Raw genomic sequence first — 19021 nt, 5'->3', positions numbered from 1 at the left:
TGCGTTCGGACCCACGCCGTAGGCGCACATCGATCCTGCCCTCTTCGTCGCCGATCCATGCCTCGGAATCGGATCGAATATGGCGACGCGTCCCTGAGAATTGCGCGCTGCGTGCGGTTCGTCAAGGCCCCCCGTCCCGTACGGACCGTCACCGGTCATACGGAAGGCACGACGATGATCACCATACTCGCAGCCGGACGAAGAGCAAGGAACCCCTCACGGCAACGGAGAAGGGCGGTCACCCGTACGGATGACCGCCCTTCTCGTCAACGCTCCGCGCCTCGCTCGGCGTGGTCGCCGTCACACCGGACCCACGGGAGCTTTCGCGGCTCCCGTGAGGCGGGTGATCAGCGGGGTGGTGCTACGAGGTCACTTGACCTCGACGGAGGCGCCGGCGCCCTTGAGGGACTCGGCAGCCTTCTCGGCGGCCTCCTTGGCGACCTTCTCGAGGACGGGCTTCGGCGCGCCGTCGACGAGGTCCTTGGCCTCCTTGAGGCCCAGCGAGGTGAGCTCACGCACGACCTTGATGACCTGGATCTTCTTCTCGCCGGCACCCGTGAGGATGACGTCGAACTCGTCCTGCTCGGCCTCGGCCTCGACAGCGGCACCGGCGGCACCGCCGGCGGCGGCGACGGCGACCGGGGCGGCGGCCTTGACGTCGAACTTGGCCTCGAAGGCCTTCACGAAGTCGGAGAGCTCGATGAGGGTCAGGGTCTCGAACTGCTCAAGCAGCTCGTCCTGGGACAGCTTCGCCATGATGGCGTCCTTCCACTATGTCGGCAGGTGCCGGATGTATATGACGGCGGGCGTACGGTGGGGCCCGCTGCGACGCGGCGCCGAACTACTCGGCGTCGGCCTCGGCGGGAGCCGGCGTACCGGCACCGCCCTGCTCGACCTTGGCGCGAAGCGCGTCCGCGGTGCGGACGAACTCCGACAGCGGGGCCTGGAACGTCGCCGCGGCCTTGGCCATCGACGCCTTGATTCCACCGGCCACCTTGGCGAGCAGCACCTCGCGGGACTCAAGGTCCGCGAGCTTCTTGAACTCGTCGGCGCTGAGCGCCTTGCCATCAAGGACTCCGCCCTTGATGACGAGATTCGGGTTGTCCTTGGCGAAGTCACGAAGACCCTTCGCCGACTCCACCGGGTCACCGGTGACGAAGGCAACCGCCGTCGGACCCGCGAACAGGTCGTCCAGCGTGTTGATCCCGGCCTCGTTGGCCGCGATCTTGGTCAGCGTGTTCTTCACCACGGCGTACTGGGCGTTCTCACCGAGGGAACGACGCAGCTCCTTGAGCTGCGCCACGGTGAGACCCCGGTACTCGGTCAGCACTGCGGCGTTCGAGCTGCGGAACTGTTCCGTCAGCTCGGCCACCGCGGCAGCCTTGTCGGGCCTTGCCATGAGCGTCGGCCTCCTTCCGGGTGATGAGGACCGCTCAGAAGGGGCCGGACAGAACGAAACGCCCCGGCGCGGGCGCACGGGGCGTAGCTCAACCGGGACACGCCCGGGAACTCTCCTCGGTCACCTACGCGGGTCGTCCGCCTGTAGCGGATCCTTCGGTCGCCTCACCCTCTTGCGAGAGCACGGCGACGACCAGCGGTCTTTGGCTTCAACTGAAGAGTACGTGACGCGGTTACCCGCAGGCAAATCCGGTCGCCGGGGCCGTAAACCCGCCCCGGTGACCGGATTTGAGAGATCAGCTCCCCGAATTCAGGGATTCGGAAAGGAGATCAGATTCCGGAGCCCTCGGCGTCCGCGCCGAGGTCGCCCAGCATCTTGAACAGGTCGACGGTGTCGGCGGCCGGCGGCGTCTGGACGGAGGCCTCGGCCCCGTAGTCGGTGTAACGCGCGCCGATCTTCACCTCGCCCTGCGGGGTGTCCATCGCGACATCCATCTTGACCGGGTAGTTGTCCTCGTTGACCCAGACCTCGGTGTCGTAACCCGTGATGCCGGACTTCTTGACGTTGTCGAGAAGGTCCTTGCGCTCCTTCTCGCTGAGCACGTCGAGGCCGTCGTTCGACTCCATCATCTCGGCGACGGTGAGCGTGCCCTTGTAGTGCTGCGCCTCGGCCCCGTCGATCTTCTCCGAGCCGACGTGCTTCACGTTCGGCGAGTCCAGGAGGAGCGCGAGCTGCTGCGCCGGGTCCTGGTTCATGTTCTCCATGCCGCCGGTGAGCTCCTGGGCGACCGCCGGGTCGCCCGAGGCCTCCGCCGCCGCGGCCAGGTCCAGCTTCATCCAGCGCTTGCCGTCCATGTCCTTGGCCGCCTCGGCGCCCATGTCCATGTACATGGCGTTCTTGACCCACACCATCCGGATCTTGTCCGGGGCGTCGGGCTCGGACTGGAGCATCGAGCCGGTCATGGTCATGTCCATCACTACGGGGTCCCACCCCATGACGCCGGACATCTCCATGTCGCCCGCCCCGGCGCCCATGGCGGCCGGCATCGACATCGTCATCGTGACCTTGGCGGACTTCGCCGCCGCCGTCTTCTCGTACGCCGCCGTCAGCACGTCCGTCACCGCGGAACGCGACTGCGTCTCCCCCTTGGCGGCCGAACTCCCGCCGTTCTTCTTGCTGTCCGAGTCCGCGTCACCGCTCTGACAGCCCGCGACACCGGCCACCACGGCCACTGCCGTCAGCGAGACGCCGACGCGCCCCCATGTCGACATGGTCATACCCCACCCCTTATTCCGATGTTCCTTGTTGAAAGGTATCGCACGGATATGACAGCCCGCTCATGCCAAAGCCGGCCCCAGCGCCTCAACAGAGGTGCCGGGACCGGCTCTTGACAAACAGCGACTCGACTGCCGTCCAGGATCAGACGGAGGCCGGGTCCTCCTCCACGAGGAGGTTGCGCGTGCGGTTGGCGTCCAGCGGAATGCCGGGGCCCATCGTCGTCGCCAGGGTCGCCTTCTTGATGTAACGGCCCTTCGCGGCCGACGGCTTGAGACGGAGGATCTCCTCCAGCGCCGCGGCGTAGTTCTCGACCAGCTTCGTCTCGTCGAAGGAGACCTTGCCGATGATGAAGTGCAGGTTCGAGTGCTTGTCGACGCGGAACTCGATCTTGCCGCCCTTGATGTCGTTCACGGCCTTCGTGACATCGGGGGTGACGGTGCCGGTCTTCGGGTTCGGCATCAGACCACGCGGGCCGAGGACGCGGCCGAGGCGGCCGACCTTGCCCATGAGGTCCGGGGTGGCGACGACGGCGTCGAAGTCGAGACGGCCCTTCTGGACCTCTTCGATCAGCTCGTCGGAGCCGACGATGTCGGCGCCCGCGGCGCGCGCTGCCTCGGCACGGTCACCGGTCGCGAAGACCAGGACCCGGGCGGTCTTGCCGGTGCCGTGCGGAAGGTTCACGGTGCCACGGACCATCTGGTCCGCCTTGCGCGGGTCGACGCCCAGCCGCATGGCGACCTCGACGGTGCCGTCGAACTTGGTGGTGTTGGTGTCCTTGGCGATACGGACGGCTTCGAGCGGAGGGTACGTACGCTCCGAGTCGATCTTCGCGTCCGCGCTGCGGAGTGCCTTGCTGCGCTTCACTTCATTCTCCTGGTGGTTCATTCAGGCGTGGAGTTCGTGGTGCGGGCCGCGCATGGCCCTTCCACTTGGCGCGCCCGAGGGGGCCCGCCGGGCGGGGCTCAGCCCTCGACCGTGATGCCCATCGAACGGGCGGTGCCGGAGATGATCTTCTCGGCGGCGTCCAGGTCGTTGGCGTTCAGGTCGGGCATCTTGGTCGTGGCGATGTCACGGACCTGCGCACGGGTGAGCTTGGCGACCTTCTTGACGTGCGGCTCGCCTGAGCCCTTGTCCACACCGGCGGCCTTGAGGATCAGCTTGGCGGCCGGCGGAGTCTTGGTGATGAAGGTGAAGGAGCGGTCCTCGTAGACCGTGATCTCCACCGGCACGACCATGCCACGCTGCGACTCGGTCGCGGCGTTGTAGGCCTTGCAGAACTCCATGATGTTGACGCCGTGCTGACCCAGCGCGGGGCCGACCGGCGGAGCCGGGTTGGCCGCGCCGGCCGAGATCTGGAGCTTGATGAGCCCCGTGACCTTCTTCTTCTTGGGAGGCATGTGCTCTCTCCGGGTCCTAGTGAGAGTGTTCCGGCCCGGTCATCCGGTCATCCGGATGCGGGCATACCGCGCAACGATAACGGGTACAGCTGCACGGCCAAAAACCGAGCAGGTCAGACCCTCTCCCGCGCGTGGGGGCAATCCCCTGCGAGAGCCTGTCTGACCTGGTCGGAACTGGCTTGGAGCGCGCGGAAAGCGCGTCAGTTCTTCTGGATCTGGTCGAAACTCAGCTCGACCGGGGTCTCGCGGCCGAAGATCTCGACGAGGCCCTTGACCTTCTTCGAGTCGGCGTTGATCTCGTTGATCGTCGCCTGGAGCGTCGCGAACGGGCCGTCGGTGACGGTGACCGAGTCGCCGACCTCGAAGTCCAGCACCTGGACCTCGACCTTGCGGGACGGAGCCGGCTTGCCCTCGGCCTCGGCCGCCTCGCGCGCGGCCTTCTCCTCGGCCTCGGGGGCGAGCATCTTCACGATCTCGTCCAGCGTCAGCGGGTACGGGTCGTAGGCGTTGCCGACGAAGCCGGTGACGCCCGGCGTGTTCCGTACGACACCCCAGGACTCGTTCGTCAGGTCCATCCGCACCAGGACGTAGCCCGGGAGCTTGTTCTGGCGGACGTTCTTGCGCTCGCCGTTCTTGATCTGGACGATCTCTTCCTCGGGCACCTCGGCCGAGTAGATGAAGTCCTCGACGTTGAGCGAGACGGCGCGCTGTTCCAGGTTGGCCTTCACGCGCTTCTCGTAGCCCGCGTACGTGTGGATGACGTACCACTCGCCGGGCAGCCCGCGCAGCTCCTCGCGGAGCGCGGCGACGGGGTCGGCCGCGGGGGCGGGCTCCTCGACGAGCTCGATGTCCTCGGCGTCGGCGTCGGCGTCGGCCTCGGTGTCCGCGTCCTCGGCGTGCACCGCCGACTCCTCGGCCGGCTCGCCGGCCTCGGCGTCAGCGGCTTCGGCCTGGTCTGGCTCGACAGCGTCCGCCGCCTCCACGATGTCGGTCTCGTCCTCGCGGGACTCGACCGCCTCGTTGGCGTCGTTCAGGTTCGGGTCAGACACGTTGGCTGCTTCTTCCTGGCTTCACGATGGGTGGAACATGCGGATAAGGACGCCCGTGGGCGCCCTCTGCCTCCGCGGGCCTAGCCGAAGACGTACTTGACTACTCTCTGGAAGCCGTAGTCCATCACGGTCACCAGACCGATCATGACGACGACGAAGACGATCACAACAGTCGTGTAGGTCGTCAGCTGGTTGCGAGTCGGCCAGACGACCTTGCGCAGCTCCGCGACGATCTGACGGTAGAAGAGGGCGAGACGGCCCAGCGGGCCCTTCTTGCCGCGCTTGCCACCCTTGCGGGTCTTCTTGCTCGACTCGGGGGTCTCGTCATCGTCAGCATCAGGCTTGTCGATGGAGCCCACGGCGTCCGTCACGCTCTCTCACCTGATTCCGGGTCGTGGCCGTGCCGCGCCCGGTGGAGCCGCACGGCAGTGCTTTTGAAGTACGTACACGCGCACACATCCTGGCGAAGGATTGTGTAGCAGGGCCGGAGGGACTTGAACCCCCAACCGCTGGTTTTGGAGACCAGTGCTCTACCAATTGAGCTACGACCCTTTGTGTTTTCCCCAACCTACCGCATCCGACCGGAAGCACGGCGTGCCCGGATCGGCGGTGGCGGCTGAGGGCCAACGACCAGTGAGTGTACGTGCTCGGGGGCCCGGCGTCGAACAGGTAACACCGGACCGGCCCTTGTCCGAACCTGTCCGCTCTCTGTCCGTGGGCTGTCCACTCGGCGAAACCCCTGTGCCCGGGTCTCCGGGGGTCTGGGACCATGGCCCGCATGAGCGCTGCAATTCCTCCGACCGAGCGCCGGGTCTCCGCCCGAGTCGGCGCAATCTCCGAGTCCGCCACCCTTGCCGTCGACGCCAAGGCCAAGGCCCTCAAGGCCGCCGGCCGGCCGGTGATCGGCTTCGGCGCCGGTGAGCCCGACTTCCCGACGCCCGACTACATCGTCGACGCCGCGAGTGAGGCCTGCCACAACCCGAAGTACCACCGCTACACCCCGGCCGGCGGGCTCCCCGAGCTGAAGGCCGCGATCGTCGCGAAGACGCTGCGTGACTCCGGTTACGAGATCGACCCCGCCCAGGTCCTGGTCACCAACGGCGGCAAGCAGGCGATCTACGAGGCCTTCGCCGCGATCCTCGACCCGGGCGACGAGGTCATCGTCCCGGCGCCGTACTGGACGACGTACCCCGAGTCGATCCGGCTGGCCGGCGGTGTCCCGGTGGACGTGGTGGCCGACGAGACCACCGGCTACCGGGTCTCGGTCGAGCAGTTGGAGGCGGCGCGCACGGAGCGTACGAAGGTCGTGCTCTTCGTCTCGCCGTCCAACCCGACCGGCGCCGTCTACAGCCGCGAGGACACCGAGGCCGTCGGCCGCTGGGCCGTGGAGCACGGCCTGTGGGTCATGACGGACGAGATCTACGAGCACCTCGTCTACGGCGGCGCCGAGTTCACCTCGCTGCCCGCGGCCGTGCCCGAGCTGCGCGACAAGTGCGTCGTCGTCAACGGTGTGGCGAAGACGTACGCGATGACCGGCTGGCGGGTGGGCTGGGTCGTCGGCCCCAAGGACGTGGTGAAGGCCGCGACCAACCTCCAGTCGCACGCGACGTCGAACGTGGCCAACGTCTCGCAGGCCGCCGCGCTCGCCGCCCTGACCGGGAGTCTCGACGCGGTGGACGAGATGCGGGTCGCCTTCGACCGGCGCCGGGGCACCATCGTCCGGATGCTCAACGAGATCGACGGCGTGGTCTGCCCGGAGCCAGAGGGTGCCTTCTACGTGTACCCGTCGGTGAAGGCGCTGCTCGGCAAGGAGATCCGCGGCAAGCGGCCCGCGAGCTCGGTCGACCTCGCCACCCTGATCCTGGAAGAGGCCGAGGTCGCGGTCGTACCTGGTGAGGCGTTCGGTACGCCGGGGTATCTGCGGCTGTCGTACGCCCTGGGCGACGAGGACCTGGTCGAGGGTGTGGCGCGGCTCCAGAAGCTGCTGGCGGAGGCCCGCGACTGAGTGCGCCGCTTCGACGGAACGGGTTCCCGGCGCGTCCGGGGCCCGTTCTTTCGTTCGGGCGACGGCCCGAAGGTGGAAAGGGACTCCCGCAGTCCGCCCGCGTACGGCAAGATCCATGGATGGAGAACGTTTCCGGCCCCCCGCGCCCCACGCGTGACGACCGCGCCACCCGCGACATCCGTCTGCTGCCCAAGGCCCATCTGCATCTGCACTTCACCGGCTCGATGCGGCCCACGACCCTGCTGGAGCTCGCCGACAAGTACGGCGTCCATCTCCCGGACGCGCTCACCGGCGGCGAGCCGCCCCAGCTGCGCGCGACCGACGAGCGGGGCTGGTTCCGCTTCCAGCGGCTCTACGACATCGCCCGGTCCTGTCTGCGGGCCCCCGAGGACATCCAGCGGCTGGTCCGCGAGGCCGCCGAGGAGGACGTACGGGACGGCTCCGGGTGGCTGGAGATCCAGGTCGACCCCACCTCGTACGCCCCGCTGCTCGGCGGGCTGATCCCGGCGCTGGAGATCATCCTGGACGCCGTGGACGCGGCGTCGCGCGACACCGGGCTCGGGATGCGCGTCGTGGTCGCGGCGAACCGGATGAAGCATCCGCTGGACGCCCGCACGCTGGCGCGGCTCGCGGTGCGGTACGCGGACAGGGGCGTCGTCGGCTTCGGACTGTCGAACGACGAACGCCGGGGCATGGCACGGGACTTCGACCGGGCCTTCGCCATCGCCAGGGAGGGCGGGCTGCTCGCGGCGCCGCACGGCGGTGAGTTGAGCGGGCCCTCGTCGGTGCGGGACTGCCTGGACGATCTGCGGGCGAGCCGGATCGGGCACGGCGTACGGGCGGCCGAGGACCCGCGGCTGCTGCGCAAGCTGGCCGACCGCGGGGTGACCTGTGAGGTGTGCCCGGCGTCGAACGTGGCGCTGGGTGTCTACGAGAAGCCCGACGACGTACCCCTGCGCACTCTGTTCGAGGCCGGGGTGCCGATGGCGCTCGGCGCGGACGACCCGCTGCTCTTCGGGTCGCGGCTCGCGGCGCAGTACGAACTGGTGCGCGGGCACCACGGGTTCACGGACGTCGAACTGGCGGAGCTGGCACGGCAGTCGGTGCGGGCCTCGGCGGCGCCGGACGGGACGCGGGACAAGCTGCTGGCGGGGATCGACGCCTGGCTGGAGGGCTGAGCGGACGGTGGCGGGGGCCGTCAGGGGCTGAGCGGGGACAGGACCGTCCGTACCAGGGCCGGGGCGAACTCGTCGAGCGGGGGGACCTGTTCGCCGTCCGGGAAGGCCTTCAGGAAGGCCCGTTGCAGGCACGCGCCGAGCAGCAGTGACGCCACGGCGTCGACGTCGGCACCCTCCCGTACGCGGCCGGCCTCACGTTCGGCGCGCAGATATCCGGCGAGTGCGCGCAGCGGCCACCGAGGGCCGGCGCCCAGGGCACGGATCCCTTCGGCGTGCCTGCGCAGCAGCGCCGGTTCGGCGAAGAGCGAGGCGCCGATCGGAAAGGTCGCCTCGTAGAAGAGGGCTGCCTGGCGGACGACTTCGGTGAGATTCTCCTCGACGCTGTGACGGGCGTTCGCGCCGAACGGCCCCTCCCCGAGCTCGGAGAGCAGCGGGCCGAGGCGGGGCAGCCGCTCCTCCAATACGCGCAGGAAGAGCTCCTCCTTGCCGGAGAAGTACTTGTAGAGGGCGGCCTCCGAGCACCCGGCGGCGCGCGCGATCTCCTTGGTGGTGGCGCGTGCCAGCCCGATGGTGCCCATGAGTTGGGCGGCGGCGTCCAGGATGCGGGCCCGCGCGGGCTTCATGTGCGCTCCGATCGCTCTGACAAGGCTTGACGAGGGGGTGGGTGGATACTCACCATAGAGGTGAGTGAATACTCACCCACCATAGAGCGGAAGAGGCGAGGGCGATGAGACTCACCGTGTTCGGGGCGACCGGGGGCGTCGGCCGGGAGATCGTGCGGCAGGCACTGGCGGCGGGGCATCGGGTCACGGCGGTGGTACGGGACCCGGCGCGGCTGGAGGTCACCGGGGACCGGCTCGACGTGGTTACCGCGGCCTCGTTCGACGACCCGGAGTCGCTGCGGGCCGCCGTGGCCGGCCGTGACGCGGTGCTGTCGGGCGTCGGTCCGCGCGGGCGCAAGGACGCGGGGATCGCCGCGCCGGTGACCCGCTCGATCCTGCGGGCGATGGACGCGGAGGGCGTGCGCCGGCTGCTGGTGGTGAGCGCGGCCCCGGTCGGCGAGGTGCCGCCGGACGAGCCGCTGCTGGGGAAGGTGGCGCTGGGTGTGGTCAAGGTCGTGCTCAGGCCCGTCTACGACGACCTGGCGCGGATGGAGGAGGAACTGGCCCGCAGCGGGACCGACTGGACCGCCGTCCGGCCCCCGCAGCTTCTGAACAAGCCGGTGACGGGCGTCTACCGCGCGGTGGTGGGGGCGAACCCGCGCGGCGGCAACAAGATCGGCCGCCCGGACCTCGCCCACGCGATGCTGGCGATGATCGACGACCCGGCGACGGTGAAGCGGCCGGTGGGGGTCGCGTACTGAGGGGCGGGGCTGGGCCGTGTCTTCGAAGTAGCGCCGTCCGCCTGCGAGGCGGGGCCGTGCTCGTACTGGACGTACTCGGCTGCCTTCGAGAGTGCTCCAACGCGGCGAGGTGCCGTGCCAGACGCCGCAGGCCAGGCGGGACTTCGAAGACACGGCCCAGGACTTGCGGCCAGGGCGTGCTGTGAAAGCAGCCTCGGCCGCGCGCGACGGGGCTCGCGGCGGCTGGTGCGTGCGACCGCGGGGCGGAGGATCACCCTCGTACGGGACGTACATGAGGCGCGGGGAAGAAGCGCTTCGTCACCACGGTCCCGGGGCGGACACGACGGGGCGGCGCGGGCACCAGCAGCGCCCAGGGCTCGGCCGGTTCAGCCCTGTGGACAACGCGGGGGCCTCCCGTGCCCGAAGGACCGCGGGGAGAGCGCACGTGCCGACGAGACACCAGCCGCTCCGCGGCGGGCGCGGCCGGACATCGGCCGCCCGACCGGGGGCCCGAACCGGACGGGGTTCGTCCGACACGCCCTGGCGCCCCTCGGCGGGCGACGGCGGGCTCAGAGGCTGACGCCGACCGTCACCGGCTCGTTGATCAGCGTGATCCCGAACGCCTCGCGGACGCCCGCGACGACCTCCCGCGCGAGCGCGAGCAGGTCCTCGGTGGTGGCGTGGCCCCGGTTGGTCAGCGCGAGCGTGTGCTTGGTGGAGATACGGGCGGGGCCGGTGCCGTACCCCTTGGTGAAGCCCGCGCGGTCGATCAGCCACGCGGCCGAGGTCTTCGTGCGGCCCTCCCCCGCCGGGTACGCCGGCGGCGTGACGTCCGGGCCCAGCCGCTCCGCCGCGCGGGCGAGGAAGGCCGCGTACGCCGTGTCGTCGAGGATCGGGTTGGTAAAGAAAGAGCCGGCCGACCAGGTGTCGTGGTCCGCGGGGTCGAGCACCATGCCCTTGCCCGCGCGCAGTTCGAGCACCGTACGGCGGGCGGCGTCCAGCGGGACGCGGTCGCCGGGGGCGACTCCGAGCGCGCGGGCCGTCTCGGCGTACTTGAGCGGGGCCGAGAGCCCGCCCGCGTCCTCCAGCGCGAACCGGACCCGCAGGACGACGTAGCGCTCGGGGTGCTCCTTGAAGCGGCTGTGCCGGTACGAGAAGGCGCACTCGGCGTTGGCGAGGGTCAGGATCTCCCGGGTGGCGCGGTCGTAGGCGACGACCTCGGTGATGGTGCTGGACACCTCCTGGCCGTACGCGCCGACGTTCTGGATCGGGGTGGCGCCGGCCGAGCCGGGGACGCCGGCCAGGCATTCGATACCCGCGAGCCCCGCGTCGACCGTACGGGCGACGGCGTCGGTCCAGGTCTCGCCGGCGGCCAGTTCCAGCGTCGTACCCGTGAGGGAGAAGCCGCGTGTCGCGATGCGCAGGGCGGTGCCCTCGAAGCCCTTGTCGCCGATGACCAGATTGCTGCCGCCGCCGATGATCAGGAGCGGGATGCCGGCGTCGTCCGCCTCGCGCACGGCGGTGACGACCTCGGCGTCGGTGGTCGCGGTGATCAGCCGGGTGGCCGGGCCGCCGAGGCGGAAGGTGGTCAGCGGGGCGAGGGGAGCGTCCTGGAGTTCCTGCACGGGACAAGACTACGGTCCGGTCGGGAGACGATTCGTCTCCGGACCGGACCGCTCCGCGCCGCGCCGGGGGCTGTCAGACACCGACCGTCTTGCGCTCCCCCGCCGACCCGGCTTCCGACCCGGCTTCCGGCTTCCCCAGCAGTACGGTCTTCGCCCGCGCCCGGCGGCCCGGCATGGCCAGGGCCGCCAGGGCCGCGACCCCCACGACCGCCGAGCCGATCCACAGGGCCGGGACCGTGCCGTCGACGAAGATCTGCGGCGTCTCGTAACCGCCCTGCGCGGAGAACACCGCCCCGAGGACCGCGACGCCGAGCGCTCCGCCGACCTCGCGCAGCGCGTTGTTGGCGCCGGACGCGATCCCCTGCTCCTCGGGCCTGACGCTGGACATGACCAGGCTGGCGGCGGGGGCGAAGTACATCGCCATGCCGATCCCGCTGATGATCAGGGCGGGCAGCTGCGCCGCGTACGACACACCGGGCTCGATGACCATCGCGAACAGGGCCAGTCCGACGGCCTGGAGGGCGAGCCCCGTGGTGACGACGGGCCGGCCGCCGATCCGGTCGGAGAGGATCCCGGCGAGCGGCGCGACGAGCAGCGGCATCGCGGTCCAGGGCAGCATCCGCAGGCCGGCCTCGGTGGGCGAGTAGCCGGCGACGCCCTGCATGAACTGGCTGAGCAGGAAGATCGAACCGAACATGCCCAGGAACATCAGCAGGCTCGCGGCGTTGATCCCGGCGAAGGTGCGGTCCTTGAACAGCCGCATGGGCAGCATCGAGTCGGGCCTGCGGATGCCGTGGCGTACGAAGCCGCCGATCAAGGCTGTGCCGACGATCAGCCCGGTGAGGACGAGCGGGCTGGTCCAGCCCTCGGTGTTGGCGGTGACCAGGGCGTAGACGATGCCGAAGAGGCCGCCGCTGATGAGCAGGGTGCCGGGGATGTCGATACGGGCGTTCGGGGCGTACGACTCCTTGAGCCGGGTCCTGGCGAGCGGCAGCAGCACGAGGCCGACCGGGACGTTCAGCCAGAAGATCCATTCCCAGGAGATGTGTTCGGTGAGGCTCCCGCCGACGAGCGGACCCGCGGCCACGGCGATGCCGGTGACAGCACTGAAAATGCCGAGGGCCGCGCCGCGCTTCGCGGCCGGGACCGCCGCGGTGAGCAGGGTGAGTGCCAGCGGCATCATGATCGCCGCGCCGACTCCCTGGACCGCGCGTGCGGCGATGAGGCTGTTGATGCCGGGCGCGAGGGCCGCGGCGGCGGACGCCGCGGTGAAGATCGAGAGGCCGCCGACGAAGAGCCTGCGGCGGCCGAAGCGGTCGCCGAGGGCCGCGCCGAACATGAGCAGCACCGCGAAGGTGAGCGTGTAGGCGTTGACCGTCCACTCAAGGTCGGCGAGTTTGCCGCCGAGGTCCTCGCGGATGGACGGCAGGGCGGTGGTGACGACGAGGTTGTCGAGGGCCGCCATGAAGCCCGCGGCGCCGGTGATGACGAGGGCCCAGGTGGCGTTCGCGCCGCCGCGGGCTGCTGGCTGGTTCATTGTTCTCCCCGATCTGATTAGTTATGGATTACTAACTTTCCGGGCCATGAAAAGGGCATGAAACGAGTAGCGAAAAGCATGAGCGGGGCCGCCCGCCTCGGATCAGCCGTCCGAGCCGCCGGCCAGCGGCCGCGCGGAGTCGTAGAAGCCGCCCCAGACGCGGTCGTCGGCCGGAAACCCCAGCGCCAGCAGGGTGTTGACCAGCATGCCGAAGGCCAGGAACGTCGTCGTCTCCTTCACGTCCGCACCCAGCGCCAGATGCGCGGTGTCCCAGAGCCGCGACCACGCGGCCCGTACGGAGGCGCCGAATTCGTGGTCCCCCGCCGCTTCGGCCGCCGCGACGGCGACGTACATCTGCATCTGCATCATCAGCTTGTCCGGGTCGTCCGCGATGAGCTGCTGATAGGCGCGGGCCATGGAGTGGATGACCTCGTCGGGGGCGACCCCCTCGGACGCCTCCTCGAAGATGCGCCGGGTGTCCTGGAGGCAGCGCTCCGACGCCGCGAGGAAGATCGCCTGCTTGTTCGGGAAGAGGCGGAAGAGGTACGGCTGCGAGACGCCCACGCGGCGGGCGATCGCCTCGGTGGAGGTGCCTTGATACCCGGTGCGGGCGAATTCGGTGATCGCCGCGTGGATGACGCTCTCGCGTCGCTCTTCTGCGCTCATCCTGACCATGAGAAGTAAGTTATTGATTGATTACTTACTTGTCAAGCCCTGAACTCGCCCCACGTTCCCGGGCGCCGGACGGCGCCCGGGAACCGGCCGCACCTAGGCCAGCTGGACGACGGCGCGGGACATCCCCAGCACCTTCTTGCCCTCGCTGGTCGCCGTCAGATCCACGCGTACGCGGTTGTCGTCGAGCTTGTCGCCGATCTTGGCGGTCACCTCGATGACCGCGCCCTTGTCGTCGTTGGGCACCACGACGGGTTTGGTGAAGCGGACGCCGTACTCGACCACGGCCCCCGGGTCCCCCACCCAGTCGGTCACCACCCGGACGGCCTCGGCCATCGTGAACATGCCGTGCGCGATGACGTCGGGCAGCCCGACCTCCCGCGCGAACTTCTCGTTCCAGTGAATCGGGTTGAAGTCGCCCGATGCGCCCGCGTAGCGCACCAGGGTGTCGCGCGTCACCGGGAACGTCGCGGCCGGCAGCTCCGTACCGATCTCGACGTTGTCGTAGGCGATCTGCGTGGCCATCGGCCTCACTCCCCCTCGGCGGCGCGCGCCACCAGCTTGGTCCACGCGGTCACGACGTGCGCGCCCGCCTCGTCGTGCACCTCGCCGCGGACGTCGAGGATGTCGTTGCCCGCGATGGACTTGATTCCCTCGATGGTGGAGGTGACCGTCAGCCGGTCGCCCGCACGTACGGGACGGGTGTAGACGAACTTCTGGTCGCCGTGCACGACCCGGCTGTAGTCGAGACCCAGCCGCGGATCGGCGATGACCTCCCGCGCCGCCTTGAAGGTGATCGCGAAGACGAACGTCGGGGGGGCGATCACGTCGAGGTGACCGAACGCCTTCGCGGCGTCCGGATCGACGTACGCGGGATTGGTGTCACCCACCGCCTCGGCGAACTCGCGGATCTTCTCCCGGCCGACCTCGTACGGCTCGGTCGGCGGATACGTCCGCCCGACGAAGGACTGGTCGAGCGCCATGGACTCGTTCCCTCCTGATCAGACTGCCCTGAGACTGCCCTGATGAATGGTGCCCAACTATGGATCGGGCGCGGCAAACGACACGAGGCCGCCCCCCGGTCAAGGGGACGGCCTCGGGTGCGAGCCTGGTTCAGCGCGTTTCGCGGTGAGCCGTGTGCGAGTTGCAGCGAGGGCAGTGCTTCTTCATCTCAAGACGGTCCGGGTTGTTGCGCCGGTTCTTCTTGGTGATGTAGTTCCGCTCCTTGCACTCCACGCAGGCCAGCGTGATCTTCGGGCGGACGTCGGTGGCAGCCACGTGAGTGCTCCTTGGACGGACAGATTGACGGGTTAACGCATAAAAGAGTAGCCGATCGAAGGATCGCCCCCACCATCGGCTACCGTGTGTAGCGGTGACCGGACTTGAACCGGTGACACAGCGATTATGAGCCGCTTGCTCTACCGACTGAGCTACACCGCTGTGATGTCGGATCTCCTCACCCGAAGGCGAGGAGGGCCGAACACCAGAGCCCCAATACGGAATCGAACCGTAGACCTTCTCCTTACCATGGAGACGCTCTACCGACTGAGCTATTGGGGCGAGCGATGAAGACATTACACGGTCCGTCGCCGTTCGCCCAAATCCGTTTCCGGCCTCTCGTCCCACCTGTCCCCTTCCGTGCCGGGGCGGATGTCGGGTGTGCGTGGGGAGGGCGTCGGGCGGGCGCGGGAAGGGTGTTGAGCGGGCGCCAGGACGGCCGTGCGCGCCGTCCCGGGCGCCCGGTAAGAGCCACAGCGGTATGACTATTTCTTTCCTCCTCGAAGCCCGCGCGGGGCGGCTCTAGGCTCGACGCACGCTGCGTGATCTTGCAGCCAGAGCTTCACCGCCCCCACCCAGGAGCCCACCAGGAGGACGATGCCCGACAGCCAGCCGGAGCCGTCGGACGGCATCACGGCGAACGCCCCCGCGCTGCTGCTGCGCAGGGCCCGGCTCGTCGACGGCCGCGCCGTCGACGTACTGCTGAGCGGCGGCCGTATCGAGGCCGTCGGCACCGCAGGCAGCCTTCCCGCGACCGACGCCTGCCTGGACCTCGACGGGCATCTGCTCCTGCCCGCCCCCGCCGAGCCGCACGCGCACAGCGACACCGCGCTGAGCGCCGTCACGCCGGACGGGCCCGTCTCGTACGACCCCGAGTCCGTCCAGCGCCGGGCGACCGAGGCAGCGCTGCTCCAGGTCGGGCACGGGGCGACGACGCTGCGGACACATGTGCGGGTCGGTGACGCGCGGGAGTTGGAGCCCATGGAGGCGGTGCTCGAGGCGCGGCGTTCGCTGCGGGGGCTCGGGAATCTGACGGTCGTCGCCGTCCCGCGCCTGCTGACCGGGATCGCGGGCGCCGACGGGCTGGCGATGCTGCGGGACGCGGTGAAGATGGGCGCGGAGGTGGTGGGCGGCTGCCCGGACCTCGACCCCGACCCGGCCGGATACGTGGAATCGGTGCTGACCGTGGCAGCAGAGCACGGCTGTCCGGTCGACCTCCATACGGACGGCGGCGACCCGGCACGCCTCGCGCGTCTCGCGGCGATGGCCGGCGGGCTGCGGCCCGGCGTCTCGATCGGGCCCTGCGCGGGGCTGTCCCGGCTGCCGGCGGACGTGACGGGCCGGGCTGCGGACCAGTTGGCGGCGGCGGGTGTGACCGTGGTCTGTGTGCCGCAGGGCGGCTGCGGCGGGGTCGAGCAGCGGGGGGTGGCGCCCGTACGGGTGCTGCGTGCCGCCGGGGTGCGGGTGGCGGCGGGCAGCGGGGCCGTACAGGACGTGGCGAACCCGGTGGGGCGAGGGGATCCGTTGGAGGCGGCGTATCTGCTGGCCTCCCAAGGAGGGCTGCGGGCGGCGGAGGCGTACGAGGCGGTGAGCACGGCCGCGCGTGAGGCGATGCGGCTGCCGGAGGTACGGGTGGAGGCGGGCTTTCCGGCGGAGTTGCTGGCGGTGCGGGGGGACCGGCTGGAGGGGGTGCTGTCGCTGGCGTACAGCAGGATCGTCATTCACCGGGGGCGGGTGGTGGCCCGGACGAACGCGGTGCGGGAGTACTGCGACGACTCGGCGGTGGCCGTGCCGTTGGATCTGCCCCGGCAGGGACGGCAGGGGCGGCCGGAGACGCGGCCGTGAGGGACGTGCGTGCGGGGCGTGCCGTGCGGGGCGTGCCTCCTACGGAGGTGCCGCGTGAGCGGTGACCGCCCGTCGGACGTACCGTCGTGAGCATGCGAATTGTCATCGCCGGAGGACACGGTCAGATCGCGCTGCGGCTGGAGCGGCTGCTCGCCGCGCGCGAACACGAGGTCGCGGGAATCATCCGCAAACCCGAACAGGCGGACGATCTGCGGGACGCGGGCGCCGAAGCCGTCGTGCTCGATCTGGAGTCGGCCTCGGTGGACGAGGTCGCCGCTGTGCTGGAGGGCGCCGGCGCGGCGGTCTTCGCCGCCGGAGCGGGGCCGGGCAGCACGACGGAACGCAAGGACACCGTCGACCGGGGCGCGGCGGTCCTCTTCGCCGACGCGGCGGAACGGGCGGGCGTACGGCGCTACGTGATCGTCTCGTCCATGGGCGCCGACCCGGACCACCGGGGCGACGACATCTTCGACCACTATCTGCGGGCCAAGGGCGCGGCGGACGCGTACGTCATGGGCAGGCAGGGGCTCGACACGACGGTGCTGCGCCCGGGAATGCTCACGAACGACGCGGGCACGGGCGTCGTGAACCTCGCGCCGTCAACAGGCCGTGGCCCGGTGCCCCGGGACGATGTGGCGGCGACGCTGGTGGAGTTGGTGGAGACACCGGCGACGGCGGGGCTGACGCTGGAGCTGATCAGCGGGACGGTGCCGGTGGCGGAAGCGGTGAAGAACGCGGCGTCGTCCGGCTGATGGTGAGCTGACGACGATGGCCCCTGGTCCGCGTCTCCGCGGGTCAGGGGCCATCATTTCCGTGTGGCGGCGCCAGGATTCGAACCTGGGAAGGCTAAGCCGGCGGATTTACAGTCCGCTCCCATTGGCCACTCGGGCACACCGCCATGGGATGTCGTCGCGGGACCGGCGCTGTGGGGCGCTGCTCCGTGGCAACGACGTAAACGATACCCGATGCCCAGGGGTGCTCCGCCACCGGATTGATCAGGCCGGGAGGGGGGCGGGATGACTACCCTTTACCGGAGCGGGCCGGGGGCCCGGCCGTAGTTTCGGCATCAGTCGCGGCACGAGTCGCGGCTCTCTTTCCAGCACCCGATTCAAGGAGCCACAGGACATGGCCGACTCCAGTTTCGACATCGTCTCGAAGGTCGAGCGGCAGGAGGTCGACAACGCCCTCAACCAGACCGCGAAGGAGGTCTCCCAGCGGTACGACTTCAAGAACGTCGGAGCCTCGATCGCCTGGTCCGGCGAGAAGATCCTTATGCAGGCCAACAGCGAGGAGCGGGTCAACGCGATCCTCGACGTCTTCCAGTCCAAGCTGATCAAGCGGGGCATCTCGCTGAAGGCGCTGGACGCGGGCGAGCCGCAGCAGTCCGGCAAGGAGTACAAGATCTTCGCGTCCATCGAGGAGGGCATCTCCCAGGAGAACGCGAAGAAGGTCGCCAAGATCATCCGCGATGAGGGCCCCAAGGGCGTCAAGGCGCTCGTGCAGGGCGACGAGCTGCGGGTCAGCTCGAAGAGCCGGGACGATCTTCAGGCCGTACAGGCGCTGTTGAAGGGGCAGGACTTCGACTTCGCGCTGCAGTACGTCAACTACCGCTGACCGAAGGCCCCGCCGGGCGCGGGCGTCGCCGGTCCGGCACAAACACGGCACAACGAGGGCGGCCGGCCGGGGACTTCCCGGCCGCGGCCCTCGTTGCGTTCTCCTCTCGTTGCGTTCTCCTCCTAAGAAGGTGGTTCCGTTGAGTGACGCGTTGTTTCCGCCAGAACGGGTCGTCCTTGGGGAAGGGGCCGTGCATGTGCCCGGGTGGCTGAGTGAGGCGCGGCAGCGGGAGTTGGTGGAGGCTTGCCGGGAGTGGGCGCGGGGGCCCGTGCCCATGCGGCACACCCGGCTGCCCAACGGAGGTGTGATGTCCGTGCGGACCGTCTGTCTGGGGTGGCACTGGCAGCCGTACCGCTACACCCGTACCGCCGGGGACGTGAACGGCGCGCCGGTCGCGCCTTTTCCCGCGTGGCTCGGGGAGTTGGGGCGGGCGGCGGTCGACGAGGCGTACGGAGCGGGGGCCGGGGCCGGTTACGCGCCCGACACCGCGCTGGTCAACTTCTACGAAGGCGACGCCAGGATGGGCATGCACCAGGACAAGGACGAGAAGTCCCGGGCGCCCGTGGTGTCGCTGAGCATCGGTGACAGCTGCGTCTTCCGGTTCGGCAACACGGAGACGCGGACGCGTCCTTATACGGATGTCGAGTTGGCGTCCGGTGATCTCTTCGTCTTCGGCGGGCCGGCCCGGCTCGCGTTCCACGGCGTGACCAAGGTGTATCCGGGCACAGCCGGCCCGGCGAGCGGGATGCGCGCCGGGCGGCTGAACATCACCCTCCGCGAGACCGGACTCGGCGACTGAGCC

21 protein-coding genes and 4 tRNA genes are annotated in these 19021 nt (G+C 69.8%); 7 read left to right on the top strand and 18 right to left on the bottom strand.

Going from position 1 to position 19021, the window contains the following annotated elements:
* Positions 1-369: 369 nt before the first annotated feature.
* The 8 genes from rplL to ACFWV8_RS00810 all read right to left on the bottom strand — a co-directional run bounded on the left by rplL (position 370) and on the right by ACFWV8_RS00810 (position 5675).
* A complete protein-coding gene (gene rplL / locus ACFWV8_RS00845; RefSeq protein WP_363240248.1) occupies positions 370-756 on the bottom strand; it encodes a 50S ribosomal protein L7/L12 in 387 nt (128 codons plus the stop codon).
* Positions 757-841: 85 nt separating this feature from the next.
* Positions 842-1399, bottom strand: coding sequence for a 50S ribosomal protein L10 (gene rplJ / locus ACFWV8_RS00840; protein ID WP_384196770.1), 558 nt, complete (start codon positions 1397-1399; stop codon positions 842-844).
* A 329-nt stretch (positions 1400-1728) separates the two neighbouring features.
* Positions 1729-2676 carry a hypothetical protein gene (locus ACFWV8_RS00835; protein ID WP_384196769.1) on the bottom strand — a complete coding sequence of 316 codons (948 nt, stop codon included), beginning with the start codon at positions 2674-2676 and terminating at the stop codon, positions 1729-1731.
* 142 nt (positions 2677-2818) lie between these two features.
* A complete protein-coding gene (gene rplA, locus ACFWV8_RS00830; protein ID WP_384196768.1) occupies positions 2819-3541 on the bottom strand; it encodes a 50S ribosomal protein L1 in 723 nt (240 codons plus the stop codon).
* 98 nt (positions 3542-3639) lie between these two features.
* A complete protein-coding gene (rplK, locus tag ACFWV8_RS00825; protein ID WP_078075574.1) occupies positions 3640-4074 on the bottom strand; it encodes a 50S ribosomal protein L11 in 435 nt (144 codons plus the stop codon).
* A 200-nt stretch (positions 4075-4274) separates the two neighbouring features.
* The gene (gene nusG / locus ACFWV8_RS00820) at positions 4275-5123 is read right to left on the bottom strand and encodes a transcription termination/antitermination protein NusG (protein WP_384196766.1); all 849 of its coding nucleotides are present in this window, start codon (positions 5121-5123) and stop codon (positions 4275-4277) included.
* Between the two features lie 80 nt (positions 5124-5203).
* The gene (secE, locus tag ACFWV8_RS00815) at positions 5204-5494 is read right to left on the bottom strand and encodes a preprotein translocase subunit SecE (RefSeq protein WP_329383175.1); all 291 of its coding nucleotides are present in this window, start codon (positions 5492-5494) and stop codon (positions 5204-5206) included.
* Between the two features lie 108 nt (positions 5495-5602).
* Positions 5603-5675 (bottom strand) — tRNA-Trp (locus ACFWV8_RS00810).
* 226 nt (positions 5676-5901) lie between these two features.
* On the opposite strand from ACFWV8_RS00810, the gene ACFWV8_RS00805 reads away from it, so the two are divergent.
* Together ACFWV8_RS00805 and ACFWV8_RS00800 are read left to right on the top strand one after the other, a co-directional pair.
* The gene (locus ACFWV8_RS00805) at positions 5902-7128 is read left to right on the top strand and encodes a pyridoxal phosphate-dependent aminotransferase (RefSeq protein WP_384196764.1); all 1227 of its coding nucleotides are present in this window, start codon (positions 5902-5904) and stop codon (positions 7126-7128) included.
* Between the two features lie 119 nt (positions 7129-7247).
* Positions 7248-8306 carry an adenosine deaminase gene (locus ACFWV8_RS00800; RefSeq protein ID WP_384196763.1) on the top strand — a complete coding sequence of 353 codons (1059 nt, stop codon included), beginning with the start codon at positions 7248-7250 and terminating at the stop codon, positions 8304-8306.
* Positions 8307-8326: 20 nt separating this feature from the next.
* On the opposite strand, the gene ACFWV8_RS00795 is transcribed toward ACFWV8_RS00800, so the two are convergent.
* The gene (locus ACFWV8_RS00795; protein ID WP_384196761.1) at positions 8327-8929 is read right to left on the bottom strand and encodes a TetR/AcrR family transcriptional regulator; all 603 of its coding nucleotides are present in this window, start codon (positions 8927-8929) and stop codon (positions 8327-8329) included.
* Positions 8930-9033: 104 nt separating this feature from the next.
* Here ACFWV8_RS00795 and ACFWV8_RS00790 point away from each other — a divergent pair, with 104 nt between their 5' ends.
* Positions 9034-9669: an NAD(P)-dependent oxidoreductase gene (locus tag ACFWV8_RS00790; protein WP_384196759.1), complete on the top strand. Its 636-nt coding sequence runs from the start codon at positions 9034-9036 to the stop codon at positions 9667-9669.
* Positions 9670-10217: 548 nt separating this feature from the next.
* Here ACFWV8_RS00790 and ACFWV8_RS00785 read toward each other — a convergent pair.
* From ACFWV8_RS00785 to ACFWV8_RS00750, 8 genes are all read right to left on the bottom strand, one after another.
* On the bottom strand, positions 10218-11273 hold the full coding sequence (locus ACFWV8_RS00785; RefSeq protein WP_384196758.1) for a UDP-N-acetylmuramate dehydrogenase: 1056 nt from the start codon (positions 11271-11273) through the stop codon (positions 10218-10220).
* A 73-nt stretch (positions 11274-11346) separates the two neighbouring features.
* Entirely contained in the window at positions 11347-12810 is a 1464-nt protein-coding gene (locus ACFWV8_RS00780) for an MFS transporter (protein WP_384196756.1), read from the bottom strand.
* 102 nt (positions 12811-12912) lie between these two features.
* Complete coding sequence (locus ACFWV8_RS00775; RefSeq protein ID WP_384196754.1) at positions 12913-13476, bottom strand: TetR/AcrR family transcriptional regulator; 564 nt, start codon at positions 13474-13476, stop codon at positions 12913-12915.
* A 102-nt stretch (positions 13477-13578) separates the two neighbouring features.
* On the bottom strand, positions 13579-14007 hold the full coding sequence (locus ACFWV8_RS00770) for a MaoC family dehydratase (protein ID WP_384196752.1): 429 nt from the start codon (positions 14005-14007) through the stop codon (positions 13579-13581).
* A gap of 5 nt (positions 14008-14012) precedes the next feature.
* A complete protein-coding gene (locus ACFWV8_RS00765) occupies positions 14013-14465 on the bottom strand; it encodes a MaoC family dehydratase N-terminal domain-containing protein (RefSeq protein WP_384196750.1) in 453 nt (150 codons plus the stop codon).
* Between the two features lie 130 nt (positions 14466-14595).
* Complete coding sequence (rpmG, locus tag ACFWV8_RS00760) at positions 14596-14760, bottom strand: 50S ribosomal protein L33 (protein WP_003956487.1); 165 nt, start codon at positions 14758-14760, stop codon at positions 14596-14598.
* 89 nt (positions 14761-14849) lie between these two features.
* Positions 14850-14922, bottom strand: a tRNA-Met gene (locus ACFWV8_RS00755).
* A gap of 47 nt (positions 14923-14969) precedes the next feature.
* Positions 14970-15042: transfer RNA gene (locus ACFWV8_RS00750), tRNA-Thr, on the bottom strand.
* A 315-nt stretch (positions 15043-15357) separates the two neighbouring features.
* Here ACFWV8_RS00750 and ACFWV8_RS00745 point away from each other — a divergent pair.
* Positions 15358-16605, top strand: a complete 1248-nt coding sequence (locus tag ACFWV8_RS00745; protein WP_384196748.1) for an amidohydrolase family protein — start codon at positions 15358-15360, stop codon at positions 16603-16605.
* A 92-nt stretch (positions 16606-16697) separates the two neighbouring features.
* On the top strand, positions 16698-17357 hold the full coding sequence (locus ACFWV8_RS00740) for an SDR family oxidoreductase (RefSeq protein ID WP_384196746.1): 660 nt from the start codon (positions 16698-16700) through the stop codon (positions 17355-17357).
* Between the two features lie 64 nt (positions 17358-17421).
* Here the strand turns inward: ACFWV8_RS00740 and ACFWV8_RS00735 are convergent.
* Positions 17422-17503, bottom strand: a tRNA-Tyr gene (locus ACFWV8_RS00735).
* A 227-nt stretch (positions 17504-17730) separates the two neighbouring features.
* Between ACFWV8_RS00735 and ACFWV8_RS00730 the strand changes: the two genes are divergently transcribed.
* The gene (locus ACFWV8_RS00730) at positions 17731-18219 is read left to right on the top strand and encodes a YajQ family cyclic di-GMP-binding protein (protein WP_329383210.1); all 489 of its coding nucleotides are present in this window, start codon (positions 17731-17733) and stop codon (positions 18217-18219) included.
* Positions 18220-18358: 139 nt separating this feature from the next.
* A complete protein-coding gene (locus ACFWV8_RS00725) occupies positions 18359-19018 on the top strand; it encodes an alpha-ketoglutarate-dependent dioxygenase AlkB family protein (RefSeq protein WP_384196744.1) in 660 nt (219 codons plus the stop codon).
* Positions 19019-19021 lie beyond the last annotated feature (3 nt).

It is taken from the genome of Streptomyces sp. NPDC058665, assembly GCF_042714995.1.
Taxonomy (GTDB): Bacteria; Actinomycetota; Actinomycetes; order Streptomycetales; family Streptomycetaceae; genus Streptomyces.
This window is presented reverse-complemented; position numbering and strand designations above follow the sequence as displayed.

What these genes read in the sequence shown, in the direction of transcription:
- ACFWV8_RS00775 (WP_384196754.1), bottom strand. Translation starts at nt 13,476, where the DNA reads ATGAGCGCAGAAGAGCGACGCGAGAGCGTCATCCACGCGGCGATCACC.
- ACFWV8_RS00795 (WP_384196761.1), bottom strand. Translation starts at nt 8,929, where the DNA reads ATGAAGCCCGCGCGGGCCCGCATCCTGGACGCCGCCGCCCAACTCATG.
- ACFWV8_RS00805 (WP_384196764.1), top strand. Translation starts at nt 5,902, where the DNA reads ATGAGCGCTGCAATTCCTCCGACCGAGCGCCGGGTCTCCGCCCGAGTC.
- ACFWV8_RS00730 (WP_329383210.1), top strand. Translation starts at nt 17,731, where the DNA reads ATGGCCGACTCCAGTTTCGACATCGTCTCGAAGGTCGAGCGGCAGGAG.
- ACFWV8_RS00780 (WP_384196756.1), bottom strand. Translation starts at nt 12,810, where the DNA reads ATGAACCAGCCAGCAGCCCGCGGCGGCGCGAACGCCACCTGGGCCCTC.
- ACFWV8_RS00790 (WP_384196759.1), top strand. Translation starts at nt 9,034, where the DNA reads ATGAGACTCACCGTGTTCGGGGCGACCGGGGGCGTCGGCCGGGAGATC.
- ACFWV8_RS00745 (WP_384196748.1), top strand. Translation starts at nt 15,358, where the DNA reads ATGCCCGACAGCCAGCCGGAGCCGTCGGACGGCATCACGGCGAACGCC.
- rplJ (WP_384196770.1), bottom strand. Translation starts at nt 1,399, where the DNA reads ATGGCAAGGCCCGACAAGGCTGCCGCGGTGGCCGAGCTGACGGAACAG.
- rplK (WP_078075574.1), bottom strand. Translation starts at nt 4,074, where the DNA reads ATGCCTCCCAAGAAGAAGAAGGTCACGGGGCTCATCAAGCTCCAGATC.
- ACFWV8_RS00770 (WP_384196752.1), bottom strand. Translation starts at nt 14,007, where the DNA reads ATGGCCACGCAGATCGCCTACGACAACGTCGAGATCGGTACGGAGCTG.
- rplL (WP_363240248.1), bottom strand. Translation starts at nt 756, where the DNA reads ATGGCGAAGCTGTCCCAGGACGAGCTGCTTGAGCAGTTCGAGACCCTG.
- ACFWV8_RS00835 (WP_384196769.1), bottom strand. Translation starts at nt 2,676, where the DNA reads ATGACCATGTCGACATGGGGGCGCGTCGGCGTCTCGCTGACGGCAGTG.
- ACFWV8_RS00800 (WP_384196763.1), top strand. Translation starts at nt 7,248, where the DNA reads ATGGAGAACGTTTCCGGCCCCCCGCGCCCCACGCGTGACGACCGCGCC.
- ACFWV8_RS00765 (WP_384196750.1), bottom strand. Translation starts at nt 14,465, where the DNA reads ATGGCGCTCGACCAGTCCTTCGTCGGGCGGACGTATCCGCCGACCGAG.
- ACFWV8_RS00740 (WP_384196746.1), top strand. Translation starts at nt 16,698, where the DNA reads ATGCGAATTGTCATCGCCGGAGGACACGGTCAGATCGCGCTGCGGCTG.